Source organism: Aliiroseovarius sp. YM-037 (assembly GCF_048060095.1).
GTDB lineage: Bacteria > Pseudomonadota > Alphaproteobacteria > Rhodobacterales > Rhodobacteraceae > JBLUOA01.
On the sequence record NZ_JBLUOA010000001.1, the window covers coordinates 1,439,970 to 1,458,090 of the forward strand.

The following is an 18,121-nucleotide window of genomic DNA, read 5'->3' on the forward strand; positions in this document are numbered from 1 at the left end:
TGTGGTTGTGTTGAAGCCCCGCTTCGGATCACCTAAGCTTAGGTGGATTTCAGTTCGGAGGGGGCGCAGATGGCAGCCAATTCATTCGATGTTGTTGTGATCGGCGCCGGCCCCGGCGGCTATGTCGCTGCGATCCGCGCGGCGCAGCTGGGCCTGAAAACGGCCATTGTCGAACGCGAACACCTCGGCGGTATTTGCCTAAATTGGGGATGTATCCCGACCAAGGCGCTGCTGCGATCGTCTGAGGTTTTTCACCTAATGGAACGGGCGGCGGAGTTCGGCCTGAGCGTCGACAAAATCGGGTTCGATCTGAAGGCGGTCGTCAAGCGGTCGCGGCAAGTGGCAGGGCAACTTTCCGGCGGCATCGGCCACCTGATGAAGAAGAACAAGATCACCGTCGTGATGGGTGCGGCGACGATCCCCGCGAAGGGCAAAATCACAATCAAGTCCGACAAGGGAACGGAGGAGCTGGCGGCGAAATCCATCGTTCTCGCCACTGGCGCACGCGCCCGCGAACTGCCTGGACTTGAGGCAGACGGCGATCTGGTCTGGACCTACAAACACGCGCTTGACCCGGTTCGGATGCCGAAAAAACTGCTGGTGATTGGCTCTGGCGCGATCGGGATAGAGTTCGCTTCTTTCTACAATACGCTCGGATCTGACACGACTGTTGTCGAAGTGATGGATAATATCCTGCCTGTCGAAGATATTGAGATCAGCCGTCACGCAAAGAAACAATTCGTGAAACAGGGGATGACGATCCTCGAAAAGTCTACGGTCAAGAAGCTGGATCGCGGCAAGGGCAATGTGACAGCCCATATCGAAACCGGCGGCAAGGTTGAAAAGTTGGACTTCGACACAGTGATTTCTGCGGTCGGAATCGTCGGTAATGTCGAAGGGCTGGGGTTGGAGGAGCTTGGCGTCACGATTGACAAGGCGCATGTCATCACCGACGAATTCTGCCGCACCGGCGTTGATGGGCTATACGCGATCGGCGACATCGCGGGTGCGCCGTGGCTTGCGCACAAGGCCAGCCATGAAGGGGTGATGGTCGCGGAACTGATCGCGGGCTTAACGCCCCATCCGATCAAACCCGAAAGCATCGCGGGCTGCACCTATTGCCAGCCCCAGATCGCGAGCGTCGGCTACACCGAAGCGAAGGCCAAGGAGCTTGGCTACAAGATCAAGGTCGGCCGCTTTCCCTTTATCGGCAACGGCAAGGCGATTGCCTTGGGCGAGGCCGAGGGCATGATTAAGACCATCTTCGACGAAAAGACGGGCGAGCTTCTGGGCGCGCACATGGTCGGCGCGGAAGTCACCGAGTTGATCCAAGGCTACGTCGTTGGCCGCCAGCTTGAAACGACCGAAGAAGACTTGATGAACACCGTCTTCCCGCATCCGACCCTCAGCGAAATGATGCACGAAAGCGTGCTCGACGCCTACGGGCGGGTCATTCATTTGTGATCCGGACGCCGGGTGCGCCGCAGAAACGCCGGGCAGGGTGCCCGCTGTGTTCTACTGCGCGGCTTCGTAGGTCAACTCGATCGGGTGGCTTGCCAGCACCTTCTTGCCGCGATCCGTCATGTAGCGGATCGCGTATTTCCCCGGACCTTCGGGCAGCTCCAGCACCATCGGGGATTCCTGAGAGGTGTTGATGTAGCTTCGGTAATCCGTTTCGCCATCCTTCACGATGTCGATGTAATCGCCGCGATAGTCCGGCCCGTCCCAGTAGATCGCGACCCGGCCACCGGCGGGGGCGGAGTCTGGTGCTGTGATCGACGCCGTGACTTCAGTGGCGGTAATCCCGCGCCGCACCAGCACGCTGCGCTGATCGCCGGTCGCGATATACCGCAACTCATACTCCCCAGGTTCCGCTGGCATCCGCAACAACAGCGGAGAGCCTTCGTTTGTCCGGGTATAGGCGTCGTATTTTGTGTCCTCCGCACTTGGGGCAGAGATGGAGATATAATCCTGACCGTAATCTGGGCCATCCCAGTGAACGACGACGAGGCTACCTGCCGGAGCGTTCTCAACCGCGTCGAGCGTCGCGCCCACCTCGGTCACTTCAAGCGTCTGGGTGGCCAATACTGTCGTGTCCTGGCTCATCACATAGCGGAGCTCGTAGGTGCCGGGCTCAAGCGGAACCTTGACACCGAGCGGCGTGCCCTCGCGCGAATAGGTGTAGGTTTCATATCCTTTATCGCCCGGCTGAGAGATCGCGATGTAGTCCCGTGCGTAATCCGGCCCCGTCCACGCGACGTTGAGGGTGGAGCCCGCAACCGCAGCCGCAGGCGCGTCAAGCGTTGCCTCGACCGGCACGACCGTGACGTTTTCGCTGGCGATCACCGTGGTTGCCTGCGCCATCACATACCGGATTTCATACTCGCCGGGTTCGGAGGGCATCACCAGCCCGCCCGGCGATCCATCGCGAGTGTAGACGTAGTTTTCATACCCGCGCGGATCGTCCAGCCGCGCGACAGAGATATAGTCGCGGTCGTAGTCCGGTCCGGTCCATCCGATGTCGACCGTTTCCCCGGCGGTGGCGGCTTCGGGTGCATCAAGGCTCGCTTCGACTGGGGTGATTTCGATGGGTTTCGTAGCAAGAACCGAGCGCCCGTCTGCCAAGATATACCGAAGCTCATAACTGCCCGGTGTCGGCGGCATCAGCAATCCGGACGGCGACCCGTCGCGGGTATAGGTGTAGTTCACATAACCGTTCGGATCATCCAGACGGGCGACCGAGACATAATCCCTTTCGTCGTCCGGTCCTGTCCATGTGACGTTGATCGTGCTGCCAGCCACCGCGGTTTCGGGCGCTTCGATCGTCGCGTCAGGGAGTTGGATCGGCAGGATCAGCGTGACGGTTTGCTCTTCATCCGCGACGATGAAACTGCTCTCTGCCGTGGTTTCATCGGAGGGCCGCAACACCTTTACGCCGTATTCGCCCGGCAGCAATTGCGCTGCGACTTTTGGGCCAAGCACCGGCGCCCCGAGGGAGCTTCCGTCTTGCGATAGCTCCCACACCAGTTGCTCAGTTACCTCAGGTCCGCCCTCGCTTTCGACGGCGCGGAAGACGATTGCTACCGGCTCTGGCGCGGGTTCAGGCTCTGCAACGACGGTCAGGGCGTCGGTCAATTCGGCGGCATTCGAGGCGGTGCGATAGGTGCCGCCGGTCGCTTCGGCAAGGCATTGCAACTGCGCCTGATCCTCGGGGTCGGTGACGTCGAACCCAATAACATGGGCGGTGAAGTCAACCCCGCTCGCCTCAAGCTCTGCACCGACAGCGCAGGGGTCGAGGTCGCAGGTTTCCCGTCCATCGGAGACGAGGATCACGGTCGCAGTCTCTTCCGTATAGCGCAGCGATTGCGCGGCGGCGAGGACGGCGGCGGAGAGGGGCGTCTTGCCCTTCGGCGAGATACCATTGACCGCCTCGGAAATCGCGGCACGTTGCCCGGCGGCGGGCGCAATCAGCGTTTCGATATCCGTGCAATCCCCGTCGCGCCTGTGGCCATATGCGGTCAGTCCAAGTTCCTGATCGTCAGGCAGGGTTTGCAGCAGCCCGCCGATCACCTCCTGCGCGATTTCGATTTTCGTTACGCCGTCGATCTGCCCCCACATCGACCCGGAGCCATCAAGCACAAGGATCGTGCGCGGCCCGGTTTCTTGCGCGTGGGCAGTAAATGTCAGGAGGGCGGAAAACAGAACGGCCAGCAGGTTTCGCATAATAACCTCTCGAAAATGGAACGACTGGAATTCCCCGACGTTATCAAAATCCAAAGCGCAGAGCGAGTTTCGTCAGGAGTGTTAAGAAGTTCCTAATTTGTTCTCATTTTCAGGTTGGAGACTCAGCGCACATACCTTATCTGTTAACCACTCGTTCAAAGGTAGATCATTTTGGAACAGAAGTTCATCGAAGTGCGCGGCGCGCGCGAGCATAATCTGAAGTCAATCGACGTCGATATTCCGCGTGACGAACTGGTTGTGATCACCGGGCTTTCGGGGTCCGGCAAGTCTTCGCTCGCGTTTGATACAATCTATGCGGAAGGCCAGCGGCGCTATGTTGAATCGCTGTCCGCCTATGCGCGTCAGTTCCTTGATATGATGGAAAAGCCCGATGTGGATCACATCAGCGGCTTGTCTCCGGCGATTTCGATTGAACAAAAAACGACCAGCAAGAACCCGCGTTCGACTGTCGGCACTGTCACCGAAATTTACGACTATATGCGGCTGTTGTTCGCCCGCGCCGGGACACCCTACAGCCCTGCGACCGGTAAGCCGATTGAGGCGCAGCAAGTGCAGGACATGGTCGACCGCGTGATGACGATGGAAGAGGGGACGCGCGCTTATCTGCTGGCACCCATCGTGCGCGACCGTAAAGGTGAATACCGCAAAGATTTTCAAGAGCTGCAAAAGCAGGGCTTTCAACGGGTTAAGGTGGATGGGGAGTTCTATGAGCTCGACACGCCGCCGACGCTCGACAAGAAATTCCGGCATGACATCGACGTTGTCGTCGACCGGATCATCGTGCGCGAGGGGATGGAAACGCGGCTGGCCGACAGTTTCCGCACCGCGCTTGATCTGGCCGACGGGATCGCCGTGCTGGAAACCGCCCCGAAAGACGGCGAGCCGGAGCGCCACACGTTCAGCGAAAAGTTCGCGTGTCCCGTGTCGGGCTTCACTATTTCCGAAATCGAACCGCGCCTGTTTTCGTTCAACGCGCCGTTCGGAGCGTGCCCCGAATGCGACGGGCTGGGGGTTGAGCTGTTCTTTGATGAACGCCTCGTCGTGCCTGACGCAGCGCTAAAGCTATACGACGGCGCGCTTGCCCCGTGGCGGAAGGGAAAATCGCCCTATTTCCTGCAAACCATCGAGGCGATCGCGCGGCACTACGAATTTGACAAGAACACGCCTTGGAAGGATCTGCCGCCCCACGTGCAGCAGGTGTTCCTCTATGGTTCGAACGGCGAGGAAATCAAGTTTCGCTATGACGAAGGCGGCCGCGTCTACGAGGTTACCCGCGCGTTCGAGGGTGTGATCCCCAACATGGAACGCCGCTATCGCGAAACCGACAGCAACTGGATTCGCGAAGAATTCGAGCGTTACCAGAACAACCGCCCGTGCCACACCTGCGAAGGCTACCGCCTGCGGGAAGAGGCGCTGGCCGTCAAGATCGCGGGCCTGCACGTCGGGCAGGTGGTGCAGATGTCGATCCGAGAGGCGTTCGATTGGTGCGCCGCTGTGCCGGAACACCTGACCGCGCAAAAGAACGAAATCGCCCGCGCGATCCTCAAGGAAATTCGCGAACGGCTGGGGTTCCTTAACAATGTCGGACTTGAATACCTGACGCTTAGCCGGAATGCGGGGACCTTGTCCGGTGGGGAAAGCCAGAGGATCAGGCTGGCAAGCCAAATCGGATCAGGCCTGACCGGCGTTCTGTACGTTCTAGACGAGCCGTCCATCGGCCTTCACCAGCGCGACAATGGGCGGCTGTTGACCACGCTGAAAAACCTGCGAGATCAGGGCAACACGGTGATCGTCGTCGAACATGACGAGGAAGCGATCCGAGAGGCCGATTACGTCTTTGACATCGGCCCCGGCGCTGGCGTTCACGGCGGCCAAGTCGTCGCGAAAGGCACGCCGGATGAGATTGCGACCGCCGAAGGTTCGATCACTGGGGAGTATCTGACGGGCCGGCGCGAGGTTCCGGTGCCCGCGAAACGACGCAAGGGAAACAAGAAGTCCGTGAAGGTCGTGAAGGCTACGGGCAACAACCTGAAAAACGTGACAGCCGAGTTCCCACTGGGCAAGTTCGTCTGCGTGACAGGCGTTTCTGGGGGCGGGAAATCGACGCTGACTATCGAAACGCTGTTCAAGACGGCCTCCATGCGCCTGAACGGTGCGCGGCAGACGCCGGCGCCCTGCGAAACGATCAAGGGGCTGGAGCACCTTGATAAGGTCATCGACATCGACCAGCGCCCCATCGGGCGCACGCCGCGATCAAACCCGGCGACCTATACGGGCGCATTCACGCCCATCCGTGACTGGTTCGCTGGATTGCCAGAGTCGAAAACCCGCGGCTACAAGCCGGGCCGCTTTAGTTTCAACGTGAAGGGCGGACGGTGCGAGGCATGTCAGGGCGACGGTGTCATCAAGATCGAAATGCACTTCTTGCCCGATGTCTACGTCACTTGCGAAACCTGTAACGGTGCCCGCTACAACCGCGAAACGCTTGAGATCAAGTTCAAGGGCAAGAGCATCGCCGACGTTCTTGATATGACGGTCGAGGACGCGCAGGAGTTCTTCAAGGCCGTGCCGTCCATCCGCGACAAGATGGATGCGCTGGCCCGCGTGGGACTCGGTTATATCAAGGTTGGCCAACAGGCGACGACGCTTTCGGGCGGTGAGGCACAGCGGGTGAAGCTGTCGAAGGAGCTGTCCAAACGCTCCACGGGTCGCACGCTCTATATCCTTGATGAGCCGACGACGGGCCTCCATTTCGAAGACGTGCGCAAACTTTTGGAAGTGCTGCATGAGCTTGTAGATCAGGGCAACACCGTCATCGTGATCGAACATAACCTGGATGTGGTCAAAACCGCCGACTGGATTCTGGACATCGGCCCTGAGGGCGGCGATGGCGGTGGGCAGATCGTGGCGACAGGAACGCCTGAACAGGTGGCCGACGCCGCTGGCAGTCATACCGGGCGCTACCTCAAGGATATGCTTGCCGCGAAAAAAGTCGCGGCAGAATAGGCGCTTACGGCTTTTTCGACGATCAATCCGTAAATTTCTTCGGTGATCCTGAAACTTCGGGTATCGATCCCTCGTGTCTTCCTCACCAGCCCAAAAGGTGCTGGCCGATACAGAGGAGATACCATGATGAAATCGACACTCAAACTGACTGCTGCCGCCCTTGCCCTGACCGCAGGCGCTGCCCTTGCCGCTGGTCACACCAAGATGGTGGGCGGGGCAGAGATGTTCCCGGATAAGAACATCATCGAAAACGCCGTGAACTCAGCCGACCACACGACGTTGGTCGCAGCGGTGCAGGCCGCAGGTTTGGTCGAGACGCTGTCCGACGAAGGCCCGTTTACGGTTTTCGCACCAACAAATGACGCCTTTGCCGCGCTGCCAGAGGGTACCGTGGACAGCCTGCTTATGGAAGAAAACAAGGATCAACTCGTCAAGATCCTGACCTGCCATGTGGTTGCCGCTGACGCGATGTCCGACGCGATCCAAGGCATGATTGCCGATGATGGTGGTGCGCATCCGGTGCCGACCGTCGGGGGCTGCACGCTGACCGCGAAGGCCGATGGCGACATGATTATGCTGGAAGACGAAAACGGCAACGTCGCGAATGTGACCATCGCCGATGTCGACCAAAGCAATGGTGTGATCCACGTAATTGATGCAGTACTTCTGCCGAAAATGTGAATGAAGGGTGAACGCCCGTAGGGTATAAGGGCCGTCAGACACAGGCGGCCCGCCCGCCGGACACGAATGAGGAGGCCGAAAGATGAACCGCAGAAAGATGCTGAAACTCAGCCTGATGGGCACCGTGGCTGCGGGCCTTCCGGGCGCGTTGAGTGCAGGCGACGGAAATTTTGAAGTTACGCGCACCGCTTCAGAATGGCGCGCGATGCTGACCGAAGCCCAATATCGCGTGATGCGCGAAGAGGGGACGGAGCGGGCAGGGTCCAGCCCTCTCGACAAAGTATACTCCGACGGCACCTATCTTTGCCGGGGATGCAACCTGCCGATTTACAGCTCCGCCGCGAAGTATGACAGCGGCACCGGCTGGCCCAGTTTCTATGAAAGCCTGCCGAACGCTGTGCGGACCAAAGAGGATCGCAAGCTGTTTTCCGTCCGCACCGAAGTGCATTGCCGCCGCTGCGGCAGCCATCTTGGCCATATCTTCGACGATGGGCCGGCGCCGACCGGGAAACGCCATTGTCTGAACGGGGTCAGTCTGATTTTCCAAGCGGGTTGATCTGAACGAACATGAACAAGAAAGGCCGCCAGTGTTGGCGGCCTTTTCGCATCTTGGTTGCCTTAATCCCTAAAGCTGCGACTAACCTTGATCTGATCCCACGCCCAGACAACCTCCTGCAAGCGATCCTCGTCAGAGCGGTCGCCACCATTCATATCCGGATGAAGTATCTTGATTAGCGCTTTGTATTGCTTGCGAATTTCTGGTTTCGTCCAGTGATCTTTCGCTTCCAGAATCTCAATCGCGCGGCGTTCGGTTGGCGGTAGCTTCCGGGTGCCGGTGATGGATTTCCCCGGATTGCGAGTTGCCTTCTCGCCCAGGACCTGATGCGGATCATCAACGCCCAGACGTTCCCAGGCGCGTTCTTCGGCACTTTTCTTGAAGGGCTTGGTTTCACGGCCCCAGACACGGTCTGACTGTGCCTGTTCCTCCATCTCCTCCTCGGTCGCGCCGTTGAAGAAGTTCCATTTGAGGTTATAGGCCCGGACGTGGTCCTTACAGAACCAGAAGAATTCATCCAAGTGATCGGGCGATTTGGGCGCACGATATTGGCCACGTTCCTCGCAGCCCGCATGTTCGCACTGGCGGGTTGAGGTTTCGAACGCCCCCGACATCCCACGCTTGCCACGCGGGTTTTTCTTTTTCGCCGATGACACGGACATATCAAATCCGAACGGATCGTCTTTCTTCATCATCAGTACCTTTTCGACTCGGACCCGAGAGTTTAGACCAATATCTGCTGGATTGAAGGGGAAAGACGGGAAAAATGACAATTACTGAGGAAATTCGCGCAAAGCTGAGCGACGCATTCGACCCGTCGGTTCTTGAAGTTCGTGATGTCAGTGAATCGCACCGTGGCCACGCAGGGTATCGCGAGGGGGGCGAAAGTCACTTTGATGTTGTGATCCGGGCGTCTGCATTCAAGGGGAAAAGCCGGATCGCGCAGCACCGCGCGGTTCATGCAGCGATCGGCAAAGACCTGATCGGAAAAATCCACGCGCTTAGCATTGATATCGGGGCCTGATTACTCTGCCGCGACTTCCGGTGCCTTGCCATCGTCGGTCGAGGCTGTCGCCGGACCAAGAGCGCGGTGGCTTTCGGGCGCCTTTGACGCATCGGTTGCGGCAGGCAGGGTGCGTGCGACGACTTCGGGCTTGTCTTCGATCCGGGGGGTGAAGAGGGGTGCGTCAGCCTCTTCCGCCGATTCCTCAATCACGCGGCGGAAGATCAGCATATTCTGAAACGCCGTGCTTTTCCCGGTAAAGCCAGAACGTGTTTCGCAGGGCAGCGTATCGGCGCGCATATATTCCCAGCCGTCGCTTCCCAATTCGTTCATCACGGTCATCAGGGCATGGGCGAACCGATCTTCGACGCCCTTGACGCCTTTGGCCTTTTCACCCTTTTTGGGCGCAGGCACCACTTTATACTCATATTTCGGCATACCGAATTTCCCTGATCCATTAGGCAAGGTTAACGTCTATCCGATTCGGGGGCGATCTGTCCAAACGTGACAGGTCCGCTGCGCGTGATGTTGCGGAATTGTCGCCTGAGGACGGGCGCTTACCCGCCGAGCTTCTTTGAGACAAGCTCGTTCACGACCTTCGGATTGGCCTTGCCGCCGGTCGCTTTCATCACCTGGCCAACGAACCACCCGGCAAGCTTCGGGTTCTCGCGCGCTTTTTCGACCTGCGCCGGGTTGGCGGCGATGATTTCGTCAACCGCTGCCTCAATCGCGCCGGTATCCGTCACCTGCTTCATCCCGCGAGACTCGACGATTTCAGCCGGATCACCGCCTTCGGTATAGACGATTTCGAAAAGGTCTTTGGCGATCTTGCCCGAAATGTCGCCCTTGCCGATCAGGTCGATGATGCCGCCAAGCTGGGCGGGTGAAACCGGGCTGTCCGCGATATCGCGGTCGTCTTTCTTGAGCCGCCCAAACAATTCGTTGATAACCCAGTTCGCGGCGAGCTTTCCGTCGCGCCCATCGGCCACGGCTTCGAAATAATCGGCGCTTTCAACGTCAGCGGTCAGGACGGAGGCATCGTATTCCGAAAGCCCCATATCCTTCACAAACCGCGCTTTCTTGGCGTCTGGCAGTTCCGGCAGGCTCGCTTCGATATCATCGACCCACGCCTGTTCGATTTCCAGCGGCAGCAGGTCGGGGTCGGGGAAATAGCGATAATCATGCGCCTCTTCCTTCGACCGCATCGACCGCGTTTCACCCTTGTCGGGGTCGTAAAGACGGGTCTCTTGCACGATTTCTCCGCCATCCTCAAGAATGGCGATTTGGCGCTTGGCCTCGTAGTCGATCGCCTGTTGGATAAAGCGCATGGAGTTCATGTTCTTGATCTCACACCGGGTGCCGAGATGTGCGAAATCCTGCGTTTCCTGATATTTCTCGTAATCGCCCGGACGACAGACCGAGACGTTCACATCCGCCCGCAAGTTGCCGTTCTGCATGTTGCCGTCGCAGGTGCCGAGGTAGCGCAGGATCTGGCGCAGTTTCGCGACATAGGCCGCAGCCTCTTCCGGGCCGCGGATGTCGGGGCGGCTGACAATCTCCATCAATGCGACGCCGGTGCGGTTCAGATCGACGAAGGACATGTTGGGGTCCATGTCGTGGATCGACTTGCCAGCGTCCTGCTCCATGTGGATGCGTTCGATCCGCACGCGACGCGCCACGCCGGGGGCCATGTCGACGATCACTTCGCCTTCGCCAACGAGCGGGTGGTAAAGCTGCGAGATTTGATAGCCCTGCGGCAAATCCGGGTAGAAGTAGTTCTTGCGATCAAACGCCGAAACCAGGTTGATCTGCGCCTTCAGACCCAGCCCGGTGCGGACGGCTTGTTCCACACAGAATTCATTGATGACCGGCAGCATCCCCGGCATCGCACTGTCAACGAAGGCGACGTTTGAATTCGGCTCAGACCCGAACTGGGTCGAAGCGCCGGAAAAAAGTTTCGCTTTCGATGCGACCTGCGCGTGAACTTCAAGCCCGATCACGAGTTCCCAGTCGTGTTTTGCGCCTGCGATTGTCTTCGGTTCCGGCGCTGAGAAGGAGAGGTGGTCGAGCATCTTCGTCATCCTGCGTATGCACTGTTTGCCGCGTTCTAGATCAGCACGGAAGGCGGGGCAAGTGTCACGCCGTGCGAAGAGATGGGCGCCGACCTGCCAGCGCCAAATCCCGTTCCTTGCCAGATGTGTCGGAAAGGTGGACTATACGACGCTGGTTCAGGTGGAGAGTTCGATGATGAAGTGTTTTGGTGTGCGATGGGCGAAGGTTGCGCTATTCGGGCTTTTGCTATCGGTTGCGCCCGCCTGCGATTCCGGAACGGATGCAGAGATTGCATCGCGCGATACCGTGTTGCCCGCGATGCGCTGGAGCCATCGACCCGAAGCGGCGGATTGGACCCGCGCGACGCTGTCTGCGCTGTCCGCTCACGGCGCGGCCTTGCCGCTGACGACACCGGCCGACATCGATGCCTATTGCCCCGCCTATGAGGATGCGAACCTGACCGATAGAAGGGCGTTCTGGGCGGGATTGCTGTCGGCCTTGGCAAAACATGAAAGCACGTGGAACCCCCAAGCGGTCGGGGGCGGTGGCCGGTGGTTCGGTCTTGTCCAAATCGCGCCTGCCACGGCACGTGGGTATGGCTGTCGGGCTCGATCAGGGGATGCGTTGAAGAACGGTTCGGCCAACCTGTCCTGTGCCGTGCGCATTCTCGCCGCAACGGTTTCGCGGGATGGCGTCGTGTCGCGTGGCGGGCGCGGGGTCGCTGCGGATTGGGGCCCGTTTCACAGTCGGGCAAAGCGGAATGACATCGCGGCCTGGACCGCTGCGCAGTCCTATTGTTCAGAGTAGGTCGCGCGCGCGCGCCTCAGCCTCATAATCGGTGAAGGCGTCTTGGAACCCCTCAAGGCTCCATTCAAGCAGTTGATCCGCGCCGTGCCGGTCGGTGAATTCAAACCACAGCGCACCGCCGTCCTGCATATGTTGCAATAGTTCGTCAGAGGCCGAGTTCTCAAACGAACACGCACGCCCGCGAAGACAGCCGCGCTGGTCAGTCTGCCAGACGGTCTGGCCGTCGCGTTCCAGCCGGAACCCGCCATCGACAAAGCGCGTGCCACGTTCCATACCAAAGTCGATCTTGTGCCCCTCGGCCATAGGGGTCACGAAAACAAACTGCGCCGCAAAGTTGGGCGCGGGCGAAAATACATCGACGTAGCGAATGTAGCATCGCTGCTCGAAACCATCTCCTTCGCCACGTTCGTCGCACATCGTATTCCAGATGCCGTGAATTTCGTGATGTGTGACACGCCAGTCGCCGGGTGTATTGCGCCCTTCGCTGTCCTGCGCGTAAGCGCCGCCGCCAAGAAGGATCAGAGCCAAGATCAGAAATCGCATGACGCCCCCATTTTCCCTGCTTTTAGCAGGTCACCGTTCACGCCGAAGTCACAAGAGCGCGAAGTGATGCCGTTCCGTCTTGATTCCCATGTCGTTCATCGCCGCCTCCAACCCGCGATGCGGGGGCAGCGCGTCGTAAGGCAGACGAACCTTGGTTTCATCGCGCATCAGCAGAGTGACCCGCACCGAAAAATCCAAACGCGTGTCGAACCGCACTTTTTCGAGGTCGGCAACCTGAACTTCACCGGAATAGCGCCCGGATGTCCACGATATGGTTTCGTCTGAAAGGGTCAGCCCCGACGCCCGGTTCGACACCACGTCCCAAAGGGCGGGTAAGGTAAACAGGGCAAGGAAAAGGATGATCCACCAAGCAGCATCGAGCCAGATGAAGGCCAGCAGAAACAGTAGGTAGACAGTCGCTAAAACTAAAAGGGTCCGCCTGTTCCGGCCAGTGGTTTGGTATCGCAATGTCTGCACCAGCTTTCTTTCCCCGGTTCTGTTCACTCACCCAAAATGCGGCCAACCATCTCGCCTGTATCGCGGCTTAGCCCGTCGGATCGGGCGATGCGGCGGAGTTCTTCTCGGATTAGGTCTTGACGGTCTACGTCGTAGCGGCGCCATGTTTCGAACGCGGTCGTCATCCGAGCGGTGGTTTGCGGATTGATGGGATCAAGCCGGATCAGCCAATCGGCGACAAGGGCGTAGGACGCGCCCGTCGGGTCGTGGAAGCCCGCGGGGTTCATCGACAACGCCCCGATCACCGCGCGGAAGCGGTTTGGGTTTTTCCAGTCGAACGCTGGGTCTTCGGTCAGGGTTCGCGCGATGGATGCGGCGTTTTCAGGGGCGGCGTGGCTGACTTGCAGGCCGAACCACTTGTCCATGACCAACCGGTCATCCTTCCACTGCTCACGGAACGCGGAAAGCTCTGTCGCGCCCTTTTCAATGGAAAGCAGCGCGCCCAAAGCACCAAGTTGTTGGGTCATGTTGTCGGCCTGCTCGTATTGGCGTGCCGCTGCGGCCCCTGCGTCGATCCGCGTCAGATAGGCGAGGGCGATGCCCTGCAAGGCCCGTTTGCCTGCTGCCTCTGCATCGGGAGAATAGGGGCCCGGCACATCCATTTCGGCGATCACGCGGGGCCAAGTATCCTGTAAATGCTGGGCGATGCTTTGCTTCAGCGTCTGATGCGCGCGGTAGATTTTTGTCGGATCGGGGGTCGCTCCGGCTTCAAACAGCGTTTGCGCCAGATCGTCCTGACCGGGCAGCGACATCGCAAGCGCACGGAAAGCCGGGTCGAGCGTGTCGTCGCGCAAGACGGCGGCCAGCGCGTCAAGGTAGTCGCCGGACGGGGACGTGCCCTTGGTAATCATCTGTGCGAGGATATCTTTCGCCAATGCCCGCCCGGATTCCCATTTGTTGAACGGGTCCGTGTCATGGGCAAGAAGGAAGGCGCGTTCAACGTTGGTCGATTGGCGCGTCAAGATCACCGGGGCGGAGAATTCGCGCAGGATTGACGGGATTGGTTCTGAGGCAAGTCCGTCAAAAGAAAAGCTCTGCTCGCTTTCCGTCATTTCCAGAACGGTGGTCGGAACGACCTCGTCGCCGTTTGGCGATAGAAGCCCGACCGCGATCGGGATGACCTGCGGCAGTTTCGTTTCTTGCCCCGGTGTTGGCTGCGTTTCCTGCTTGAAATCAAGCCTGTATGTGCCGTCGCTAAAGTGTGTATTGACTGATAGCCGGGGCGTCCCAGACTGCGAATACCAGCGCTTGAATTGGTTAAGGTCGCGACCAGTCGTGTCTTCAAACACCTTCAGCCAATCCTCAATCGTCGCTGCGTCCCCGTCGTGCCGTTCAAAATAGAGATCGAGCGCTTTGGAGTAGGCATCGTCCCCCACCAGCGTTTTTAGCATTCGGATGACTTCGGCCCCTTTTTCATAGACCGTTGCGGTGTAGAAATTGTTGATCTCAACGAAGCTTTCGGGCCGAACGGGGTGGGACAGCGGGCCATTATCCTCACGGAATTGCCGCGCCCGAAGGCTCAGCACGTCGCTGATGCGTTTCACGGCATGGGATCGCATGTCGCCGGTGAACTGCTGGTCACGGAACACCGTCAGACCCTCTTTCAGGCAAAGCTGAAACCAGTCGCGGCAGGTGATGCGGTTGCCGGTCCAGTTGTGGAAATACTCATGTGCGATAATCGCCTCGATCCGCTCGAAATTCGCGTCGGTGGATGTTTCGGGCGACGCAAGTACGGCGGAAGAGTTGAAAATATTCAGACCTTTATTTTCCATTGCACCCATGTTGAAGTCGTCCACCGCAACGATGTTGAAGATATCGAGGTCGTATTCCCGGCCATAGACATCCTCGTCCCACTTCATCGACCGTTTCAGCGCATCCATGCCAAAGGCGCATTTGTTTTCGTCGCCGGGGCGGACCCAGATGTTCAGCTCAACCTCCTTGCCGGACATGGTTGTAAAGCTGCCGGGATGTTTGATCAGATCACCCGCGACGAGCGCGAATAGATAAGCGGGCTTGGGCCACGGATCATGCCATTCGGCCCAATCGTCGCCTAGGCCAACCGGGTTGCCATTTGACAGCAATATCGGGGTTTCTTTCGCCGATCCCTCAATCCGCACCGTGAAAGTTGCCATAACGTCCGGGCGGTCGGGATAGTAGGTGATCTTGCGAAAGCCCTGCGCCTCGCACTGAGTACAATACATGCCGTTTGACATATAAAGCCCTTCAAGCGCGGTGTTGGTTTCGGGCGAAATTTCGACCTCAGCCTCCCAAACGAACGCCTTTTGGGGTGTGTCGCAGGTCAGCCCTTCGTCGGTTACCTCCGGGGAAACTTCTGTGCCGTCGATGCGGGCAGAAATCAGTTTCAGGTTCTCGCCATGCAGGAGAAAGCGCCTGTCGGTCGTTTCCGGGTTTGGGCGAAACGTGATCCGCGACAAGACGCGTGTCGCCGTCGGGGACAGGCGAAACGTCAGGTGCACATCATCGATCAACCACGCTGGCGGCGTGTAGTCGGAAAGATAGATGGCTTGGGGTGTCGCGTCCTTCATTGCGGTCTCCGGTCTGGAACATTGGGCATTTTCGGACGTTAGGGATGTTGAGTAAGAGGCGCAACCAATGCACTTGCGCGCCGTTCCATAGAAAGGAGAATTGCGATGTCCGCACCGAAAACTGATCTCGATAAACAAGAGGTGGAGCATAAGCCCGCGATAAACGGCATTAAGCTAAGCTTGATTATCGTTGCCTTACTGTTCATCGGCTACTTGATTTACATCGCTGCCGCCGCTGACGACCCTGCCGAAGGCGGTGTGCGTATCGATACCAACGCTGAACAAATCACGACGACTGAGTGATCCTCGGGATACGGTGCGATTTTCTCGAATCCCCATAAAGTCCTTTCCGGTTGGGAATAGGGTTCAAGTCGTTCGATCCGTTGCACGATGCCGTCAAATTTCTTATTGGTGTGCAGCGGTATACGGGTCAGGCTTTTGTGATCCATCAACGGGGAGTGCAGGATGTCGGAGCGCGTTGACAGGCAGGGATTGAAGGTCGACTCCTCATTTGCGGAGTTCATTGAGGCGCAGGCGTTGCCGGGAACGGGTGTGGATGCTGATACGTTCTGGGGCGGGTTGTCCACGCTCGCCCATGATCTTGGCCCGAAGAACCGTGCGTTGCTGGAAAAGCGTGAGGCGCTGCAAAAGCAGATTGATGACTGGCATATCGCCCGTCGCGGACAGCCGCATGACCACCCCAAATACCGCGCGTTTCTTGAAGAGATTGGCTATCTGCTGCCCGAAGGCCCGGCGTTCAAGATCGACACTGCGAATGTCGACCCGGAAATCGCCAAGGTGCCGGGGCCGCAGCTTGTGGTGCCGATCACCAACGCCCGGTATGCGCTGAACGCCGCGAATGCGCGGTTTGGTTCGCTCTACGATGTGCTCTACGGCACCGACGCGATGGGCGATCTGCCGGAATCGAAGGAATATGATCGTGGTCGCGGTGCGCGGGTCGTGGCACGGGCGCGGGTTTTCCTCGACGATAGCTTTCCAATCAAGGGCGGTAGTCACGCGGATGCGAAGAAATACATGGTTCAGGGCGGCCAGCTTTCGATTGACGGCAAGCCGCTGAAAGATCCGACCAAGTTCGTAGGCTATCGCGGCGACCCCGATGCGCCCGAGGCGATCCTGCTGGTCAATCACGGCCTGCATGTCGAACTGTTCTTTGAAAAGGACCACCCGATCGGGCGCCACGATCAGGCCGGCATGGCCGATGTCATCATCGAAAGCGCGATGTCCGCGATCATGGATTGCGAGGATTCCGTTGCCGCCGTCGATGCCGAAGACAAGATCCTCGCCTATTCGAACTGGCTTGGACTGATGAAAGGCGACCTGTCGACGACGCTTCAGAAGGGTGGCGAGACCATCACCCGAAGCCTGTCACCGGATCGGGAGTATCTGGACCCCGATGGCAATCCCATCCGCCTGAAGGGCAGGGCGCTGTTGTGGGTGCGCAACGTCGGGCATCTGATGACGAACCCGGCAATCCTCGATCGGGACGAAAACGAGATTTTCGAAGGCCTGATGGATGCGATGGTCACGACGTTGATCGCCATGCACGACCTGAAGCGCGACGGCGGCAATTCCGTCCACGGTTCGGTCTACGTCGTGAAGCCCAAGATGCACGGCCCGGAAGAGGTCGCGTTTGCGAACGAGATATTCAACCACGTGGAATCTACATTGGGCCTGCCGCAGAACACGGTGAAGCTCGGCATCATGGATGAGGAGCGGCGCACGTCGGTCAACCTGAAGGAATGTATCCGCGCCGCAAAAAGCCGGGTCGCGTTCATCAACACCGGTTTCCTCGACCGCACGGGTGACGAGATTCACACGTCGATGGAGGCCGGCGCGTTTTCGCGGAAAGAGTTCATCAAGCGGAAGGCATGGATCGGTGCCTACGAGGATCAGAACGTCGACATCGGCCTTGAATGCGGCCTTCAGGGGAAGGCGCAGATTGGCAAGGGCATGTGGGCGATCCCCGATCAGATGGCTGATATGCTGGAAGAGAAGATCGCGCATCCACTGGCGGGTGCGAACTGTGCGTGGGTTCCCAGCCCGACAGCCGCCACGCTTCACGCGCTGCATTACCATCGGGTCGACGTTTTCGCGCGGCAGGACAAGATCGCAGCGGGTGGCAAGCGCGCCTATGTCGATACCGTTCTGGAAATCCCGCTCGCGTCCTACCGGAAATGGTCGGATGAGGAGATTATCCGAGAGGTCGAAAACAATGCCCAGGGCATCCTCGGCTACGTGGTGCGTTGGATTGACCAGGGCGTCGGGTGTTCCAAGGTGCCGGACATCAACGATGTCGGTTTGATGGAAGACCGGGCGACCTGCCGGATTTCCGCGCAGCATATCGCGAACTGGATGCACCATGGCATCGTCAGCGAAGACACTGTGATGGCGGCGATGAAAAAGATGGCGGCTGTCGTTGACGGGCAGAACGCCGACGATCCGTCCTATATGCCGATGGCGCCGGGCTTTGACGGCATCGCGTTCAAGGCGGCCTGTGATCTGGTCTTCAAGGGGCGCGAACAGCCTTCGGGCTACACCGAACCCGTGCTTCATGCCCGCCGGTTGGAGTTGAAAGCGCAAAGCTAATCCGCGACACGCCCGATTTTGGCCACAGCGTTGTGCGATATTGCAGAGTAAGCTGTGTAA

General features: G+C 58.9%; 15 protein-coding genes. 8 read left to right on the top strand and 7 right to left on the bottom strand.

The window, feature by feature from the left end; all coding sequences use genetic code 11:
* Positions 1-69: 69 nt before the first annotated feature.
* Positions 70-1,464 (top strand): dihydrolipoyl dehydrogenase, encoded by a 1,395-nt coding sequence (gene lpdA / locus ACEWPJ_RS07115; protein ID WP_416512012.1) that lies wholly within the window; start codon positions 70-72, stop codon positions 1,462-1,464.
* A 51-nt stretch (positions 1,465-1,515) separates the two neighbouring features.
* Here lpdA and ACEWPJ_RS07120 read toward each other — a convergent pair whose 3' ends face one another.
* Positions 1,516-3,723 carry a VWA domain-containing protein gene (locus ACEWPJ_RS07120; protein ID WP_416512014.1) on the bottom strand — a complete coding sequence of 736 codons (2,208 nt, stop codon included), beginning with the start codon at positions 3,721-3,723 and terminating at the stop codon, positions 1,516-1,518.
* A gap of 168 nt (positions 3,724-3,891) precedes the next feature.
* Between ACEWPJ_RS07120 and uvrA the strand changes: the two genes are divergently transcribed.
* From uvrA to msrB, 3 genes are all read left to right on the top strand, one after another.
* The gene (uvrA, locus tag ACEWPJ_RS07125) at positions 3,892-6,750 is read left to right on the top strand and encodes an excinuclease ABC subunit UvrA (RefSeq protein WP_416513018.1); all 2,859 of its coding nucleotides are present in this window, start codon (positions 3,892-3,894) and stop codon (positions 6,748-6,750) included.
* Between the two features lie 126 nt (positions 6,751-6,876).
* Positions 6,877-7,431 carry a fasciclin domain-containing protein gene (locus ACEWPJ_RS07130; RefSeq protein ID WP_416512016.1) on the top strand — a complete coding sequence of 185 codons (555 nt, stop codon included), beginning with the start codon at positions 6,877-6,879 and terminating at the stop codon, positions 7,429-7,431.
* 82 nt (positions 7,432-7,513) lie between these two features.
* The gene (msrB, locus tag ACEWPJ_RS07135) at positions 7,514-7,987 is read left to right on the top strand and encodes a peptide-methionine (R)-S-oxide reductase MsrB (protein ID WP_416512018.1); all 474 of its coding nucleotides are present in this window, start codon (positions 7,514-7,516) and stop codon (positions 7,985-7,987) included.
* Between the two features lie 62 nt (positions 7,988-8,049).
* On the opposite strand, the gene ACEWPJ_RS07140 is transcribed toward msrB, so the two are convergent.
* Positions 8,050-8,679, bottom strand: a complete 630-nt coding sequence (locus ACEWPJ_RS07140; protein WP_416512020.1) for a DnaJ domain-containing protein — start codon at positions 8,677-8,679, stop codon at positions 8,050-8,052.
* A gap of 74 nt (positions 8,680-8,753) precedes the next feature.
* Between ACEWPJ_RS07140 and ACEWPJ_RS07145 the strand changes: the two genes are divergently transcribed.
* Entirely contained in the window at positions 8,754-9,011 is a 258-nt protein-coding gene (locus tag ACEWPJ_RS07145; protein WP_416512022.1) for a BolA family protein, read from the top strand.
* On the opposite strand, the gene ACEWPJ_RS07150 is transcribed toward ACEWPJ_RS07145, so the two are convergent.
* Both ACEWPJ_RS07150 and gatB read right to left on the bottom strand, forming a co-directional pair.
* Positions 9,012-9,428 (bottom strand): DUF4177 domain-containing protein, encoded by a 417-nt coding sequence (locus ACEWPJ_RS07150; protein ID WP_416512024.1) that lies wholly within the window; start codon positions 9,426-9,428, stop codon positions 9,012-9,014.
* A 119-nt stretch (positions 9,429-9,547) separates the two neighbouring features.
* Positions 9,548-11,062, bottom strand: a complete 1,515-nt coding sequence (gene gatB / locus ACEWPJ_RS07155) for an Asp-tRNA(Asn)/Glu-tRNA(Gln) amidotransferase subunit GatB (protein ID WP_416512026.1) — start codon at positions 11,060-11,062, stop codon at positions 9,548-9,550.
* Between the two features lie 175 nt (positions 11,063-11,237).
* Here gatB and ACEWPJ_RS07160 point away from each other — a divergent pair, with 175 nt between their 5' ends.
* Positions 11,238-11,849 (top strand): transglycosylase SLT domain-containing protein, encoded by a 612-nt coding sequence (locus ACEWPJ_RS07160; protein WP_416513019.1) that lies wholly within the window; start codon positions 11,238-11,240, stop codon positions 11,847-11,849.
* Here ACEWPJ_RS07160 and ACEWPJ_RS07165 read toward each other — a convergent pair.
* The 3 genes from ACEWPJ_RS07165 to pepN are packed head-to-tail and all read right to left on the bottom strand — an operon-like array spanning position 11,841 to position 15,454.
* A complete protein-coding gene (locus tag ACEWPJ_RS07165) occupies positions 11,841-12,392 on the bottom strand; it encodes a hypothetical protein (protein WP_416512028.1) in 552 nt (183 codons plus the stop codon). The two genes, ACEWPJ_RS07160 and ACEWPJ_RS07165, sit on opposite strands and share 9 nt — an antisense overlap.
* A 48-nt stretch (positions 12,393-12,440) precedes the next feature.
* Positions 12,441-12,869, bottom strand: coding sequence for a hypothetical protein (locus tag ACEWPJ_RS07170; RefSeq protein ID WP_416512030.1), 429 nt, complete (start codon positions 12,867-12,869; stop codon positions 12,441-12,443).
* A 23-nt stretch (positions 12,870-12,892) separates the two neighbouring features.
* Positions 12,893-15,454 (bottom strand): aminopeptidase N, encoded by a 2,562-nt coding sequence (gene pepN, locus ACEWPJ_RS07175; protein ID WP_416512032.1) that lies wholly within the window; start codon positions 15,452-15,454, stop codon positions 12,893-12,895.
* 105 nt (positions 15,455-15,559) lie between these two features.
* Between pepN and ACEWPJ_RS07180 the strand changes: the two genes are divergently transcribed.
* On the top strand, positions 15,560-15,757 hold the full coding sequence (locus ACEWPJ_RS07180; protein WP_416512034.1) for a hypothetical protein: 198 nt from the start codon (positions 15,560-15,562) through the stop codon (positions 15,755-15,757).
* Positions 15,758-15,919: 162 nt separating this feature from the next.
* Entirely contained in the window at positions 15,920-18,061 is a 2,142-nt protein-coding gene (locus ACEWPJ_RS07185) for a malate synthase G (RefSeq protein ID WP_416512036.1), read from the top strand.
* Positions 18,062-18,121 lie beyond the last annotated feature (60 nt).

Excerpts from the sequence above, each read along its gene's own strand:
- ACEWPJ_RS07160 (WP_416513019.1), top strand. The coding sequence starts at position 11,238 with ATGAAGTGTTTTGGTGTGCGATGGGCGAAGGTTGCGCTATTCGGGCTT.
- ACEWPJ_RS07150 (WP_416512024.1), bottom strand. The coding sequence starts at position 9,428 with ATGCCGAAATATGAGTATAAAGTGGTGCCTGCGCCCAAAAAGGGTGAA.
- gatB (WP_416512026.1), bottom strand. The coding sequence starts at position 11,062 with ATGCTCGACCACCTCTCCTTCTCAGCGCCGGAACCGAAGACAATCGCA.
- ACEWPJ_RS07130 (WP_416512016.1), top strand. The coding sequence starts at position 6,877 with ATGAAATCGACACTCAAACTGACTGCTGCCGCCCTTGCCCTGACCGCA.
- ACEWPJ_RS07145 (WP_416512022.1), top strand. The coding sequence starts at position 8,754 with ATGACAATTACTGAGGAAATTCGCGCAAAGCTGAGCGACGCATTCGAC.
- ACEWPJ_RS07180 (WP_416512034.1), top strand. The coding sequence starts at position 15,560 with ATGTCCGCACCGAAAACTGATCTCGATAAACAAGAGGTGGAGCATAAG.
- ACEWPJ_RS07185 (WP_416512036.1), top strand. The coding sequence starts at position 15,920 with ATGTCGGAGCGCGTTGACAGGCAGGGATTGAAGGTCGACTCCTCATTT.
- lpdA (WP_416512012.1), top strand. The coding sequence starts at position 70 with ATGGCAGCCAATTCATTCGATGTTGTTGTGATCGGCGCCGGCCCCGGC.
- msrB (WP_416512018.1), top strand. The coding sequence starts at position 7,514 with ATGAACCGCAGAAAGATGCTGAAACTCAGCCTGATGGGCACCGTGGCT.
- ACEWPJ_RS07165 (WP_416512028.1), bottom strand. The coding sequence starts at position 12,392 with ATGCGATTTCTGATCTTGGCTCTGATCCTTCTTGGCGGCGGCGCTTAC.
- ACEWPJ_RS07140 (WP_416512020.1), bottom strand. The coding sequence starts at position 8,679 with ATGAAGAAAGACGATCCGTTCGGATTTGATATGTCCGTGTCATCGGCG.
- ACEWPJ_RS07120 (WP_416512014.1), bottom strand. The coding sequence starts at position 3,723 with ATGCGAAACCTGCTGGCCGTTCTGTTTTCCGCCCTCCTGACATTTACT.
- pepN (WP_416512032.1), bottom strand. The coding sequence starts at position 15,454 with ATGAAGGACGCGACACCCCAAGCCATCTATCTTTCCGACTACACGCCG.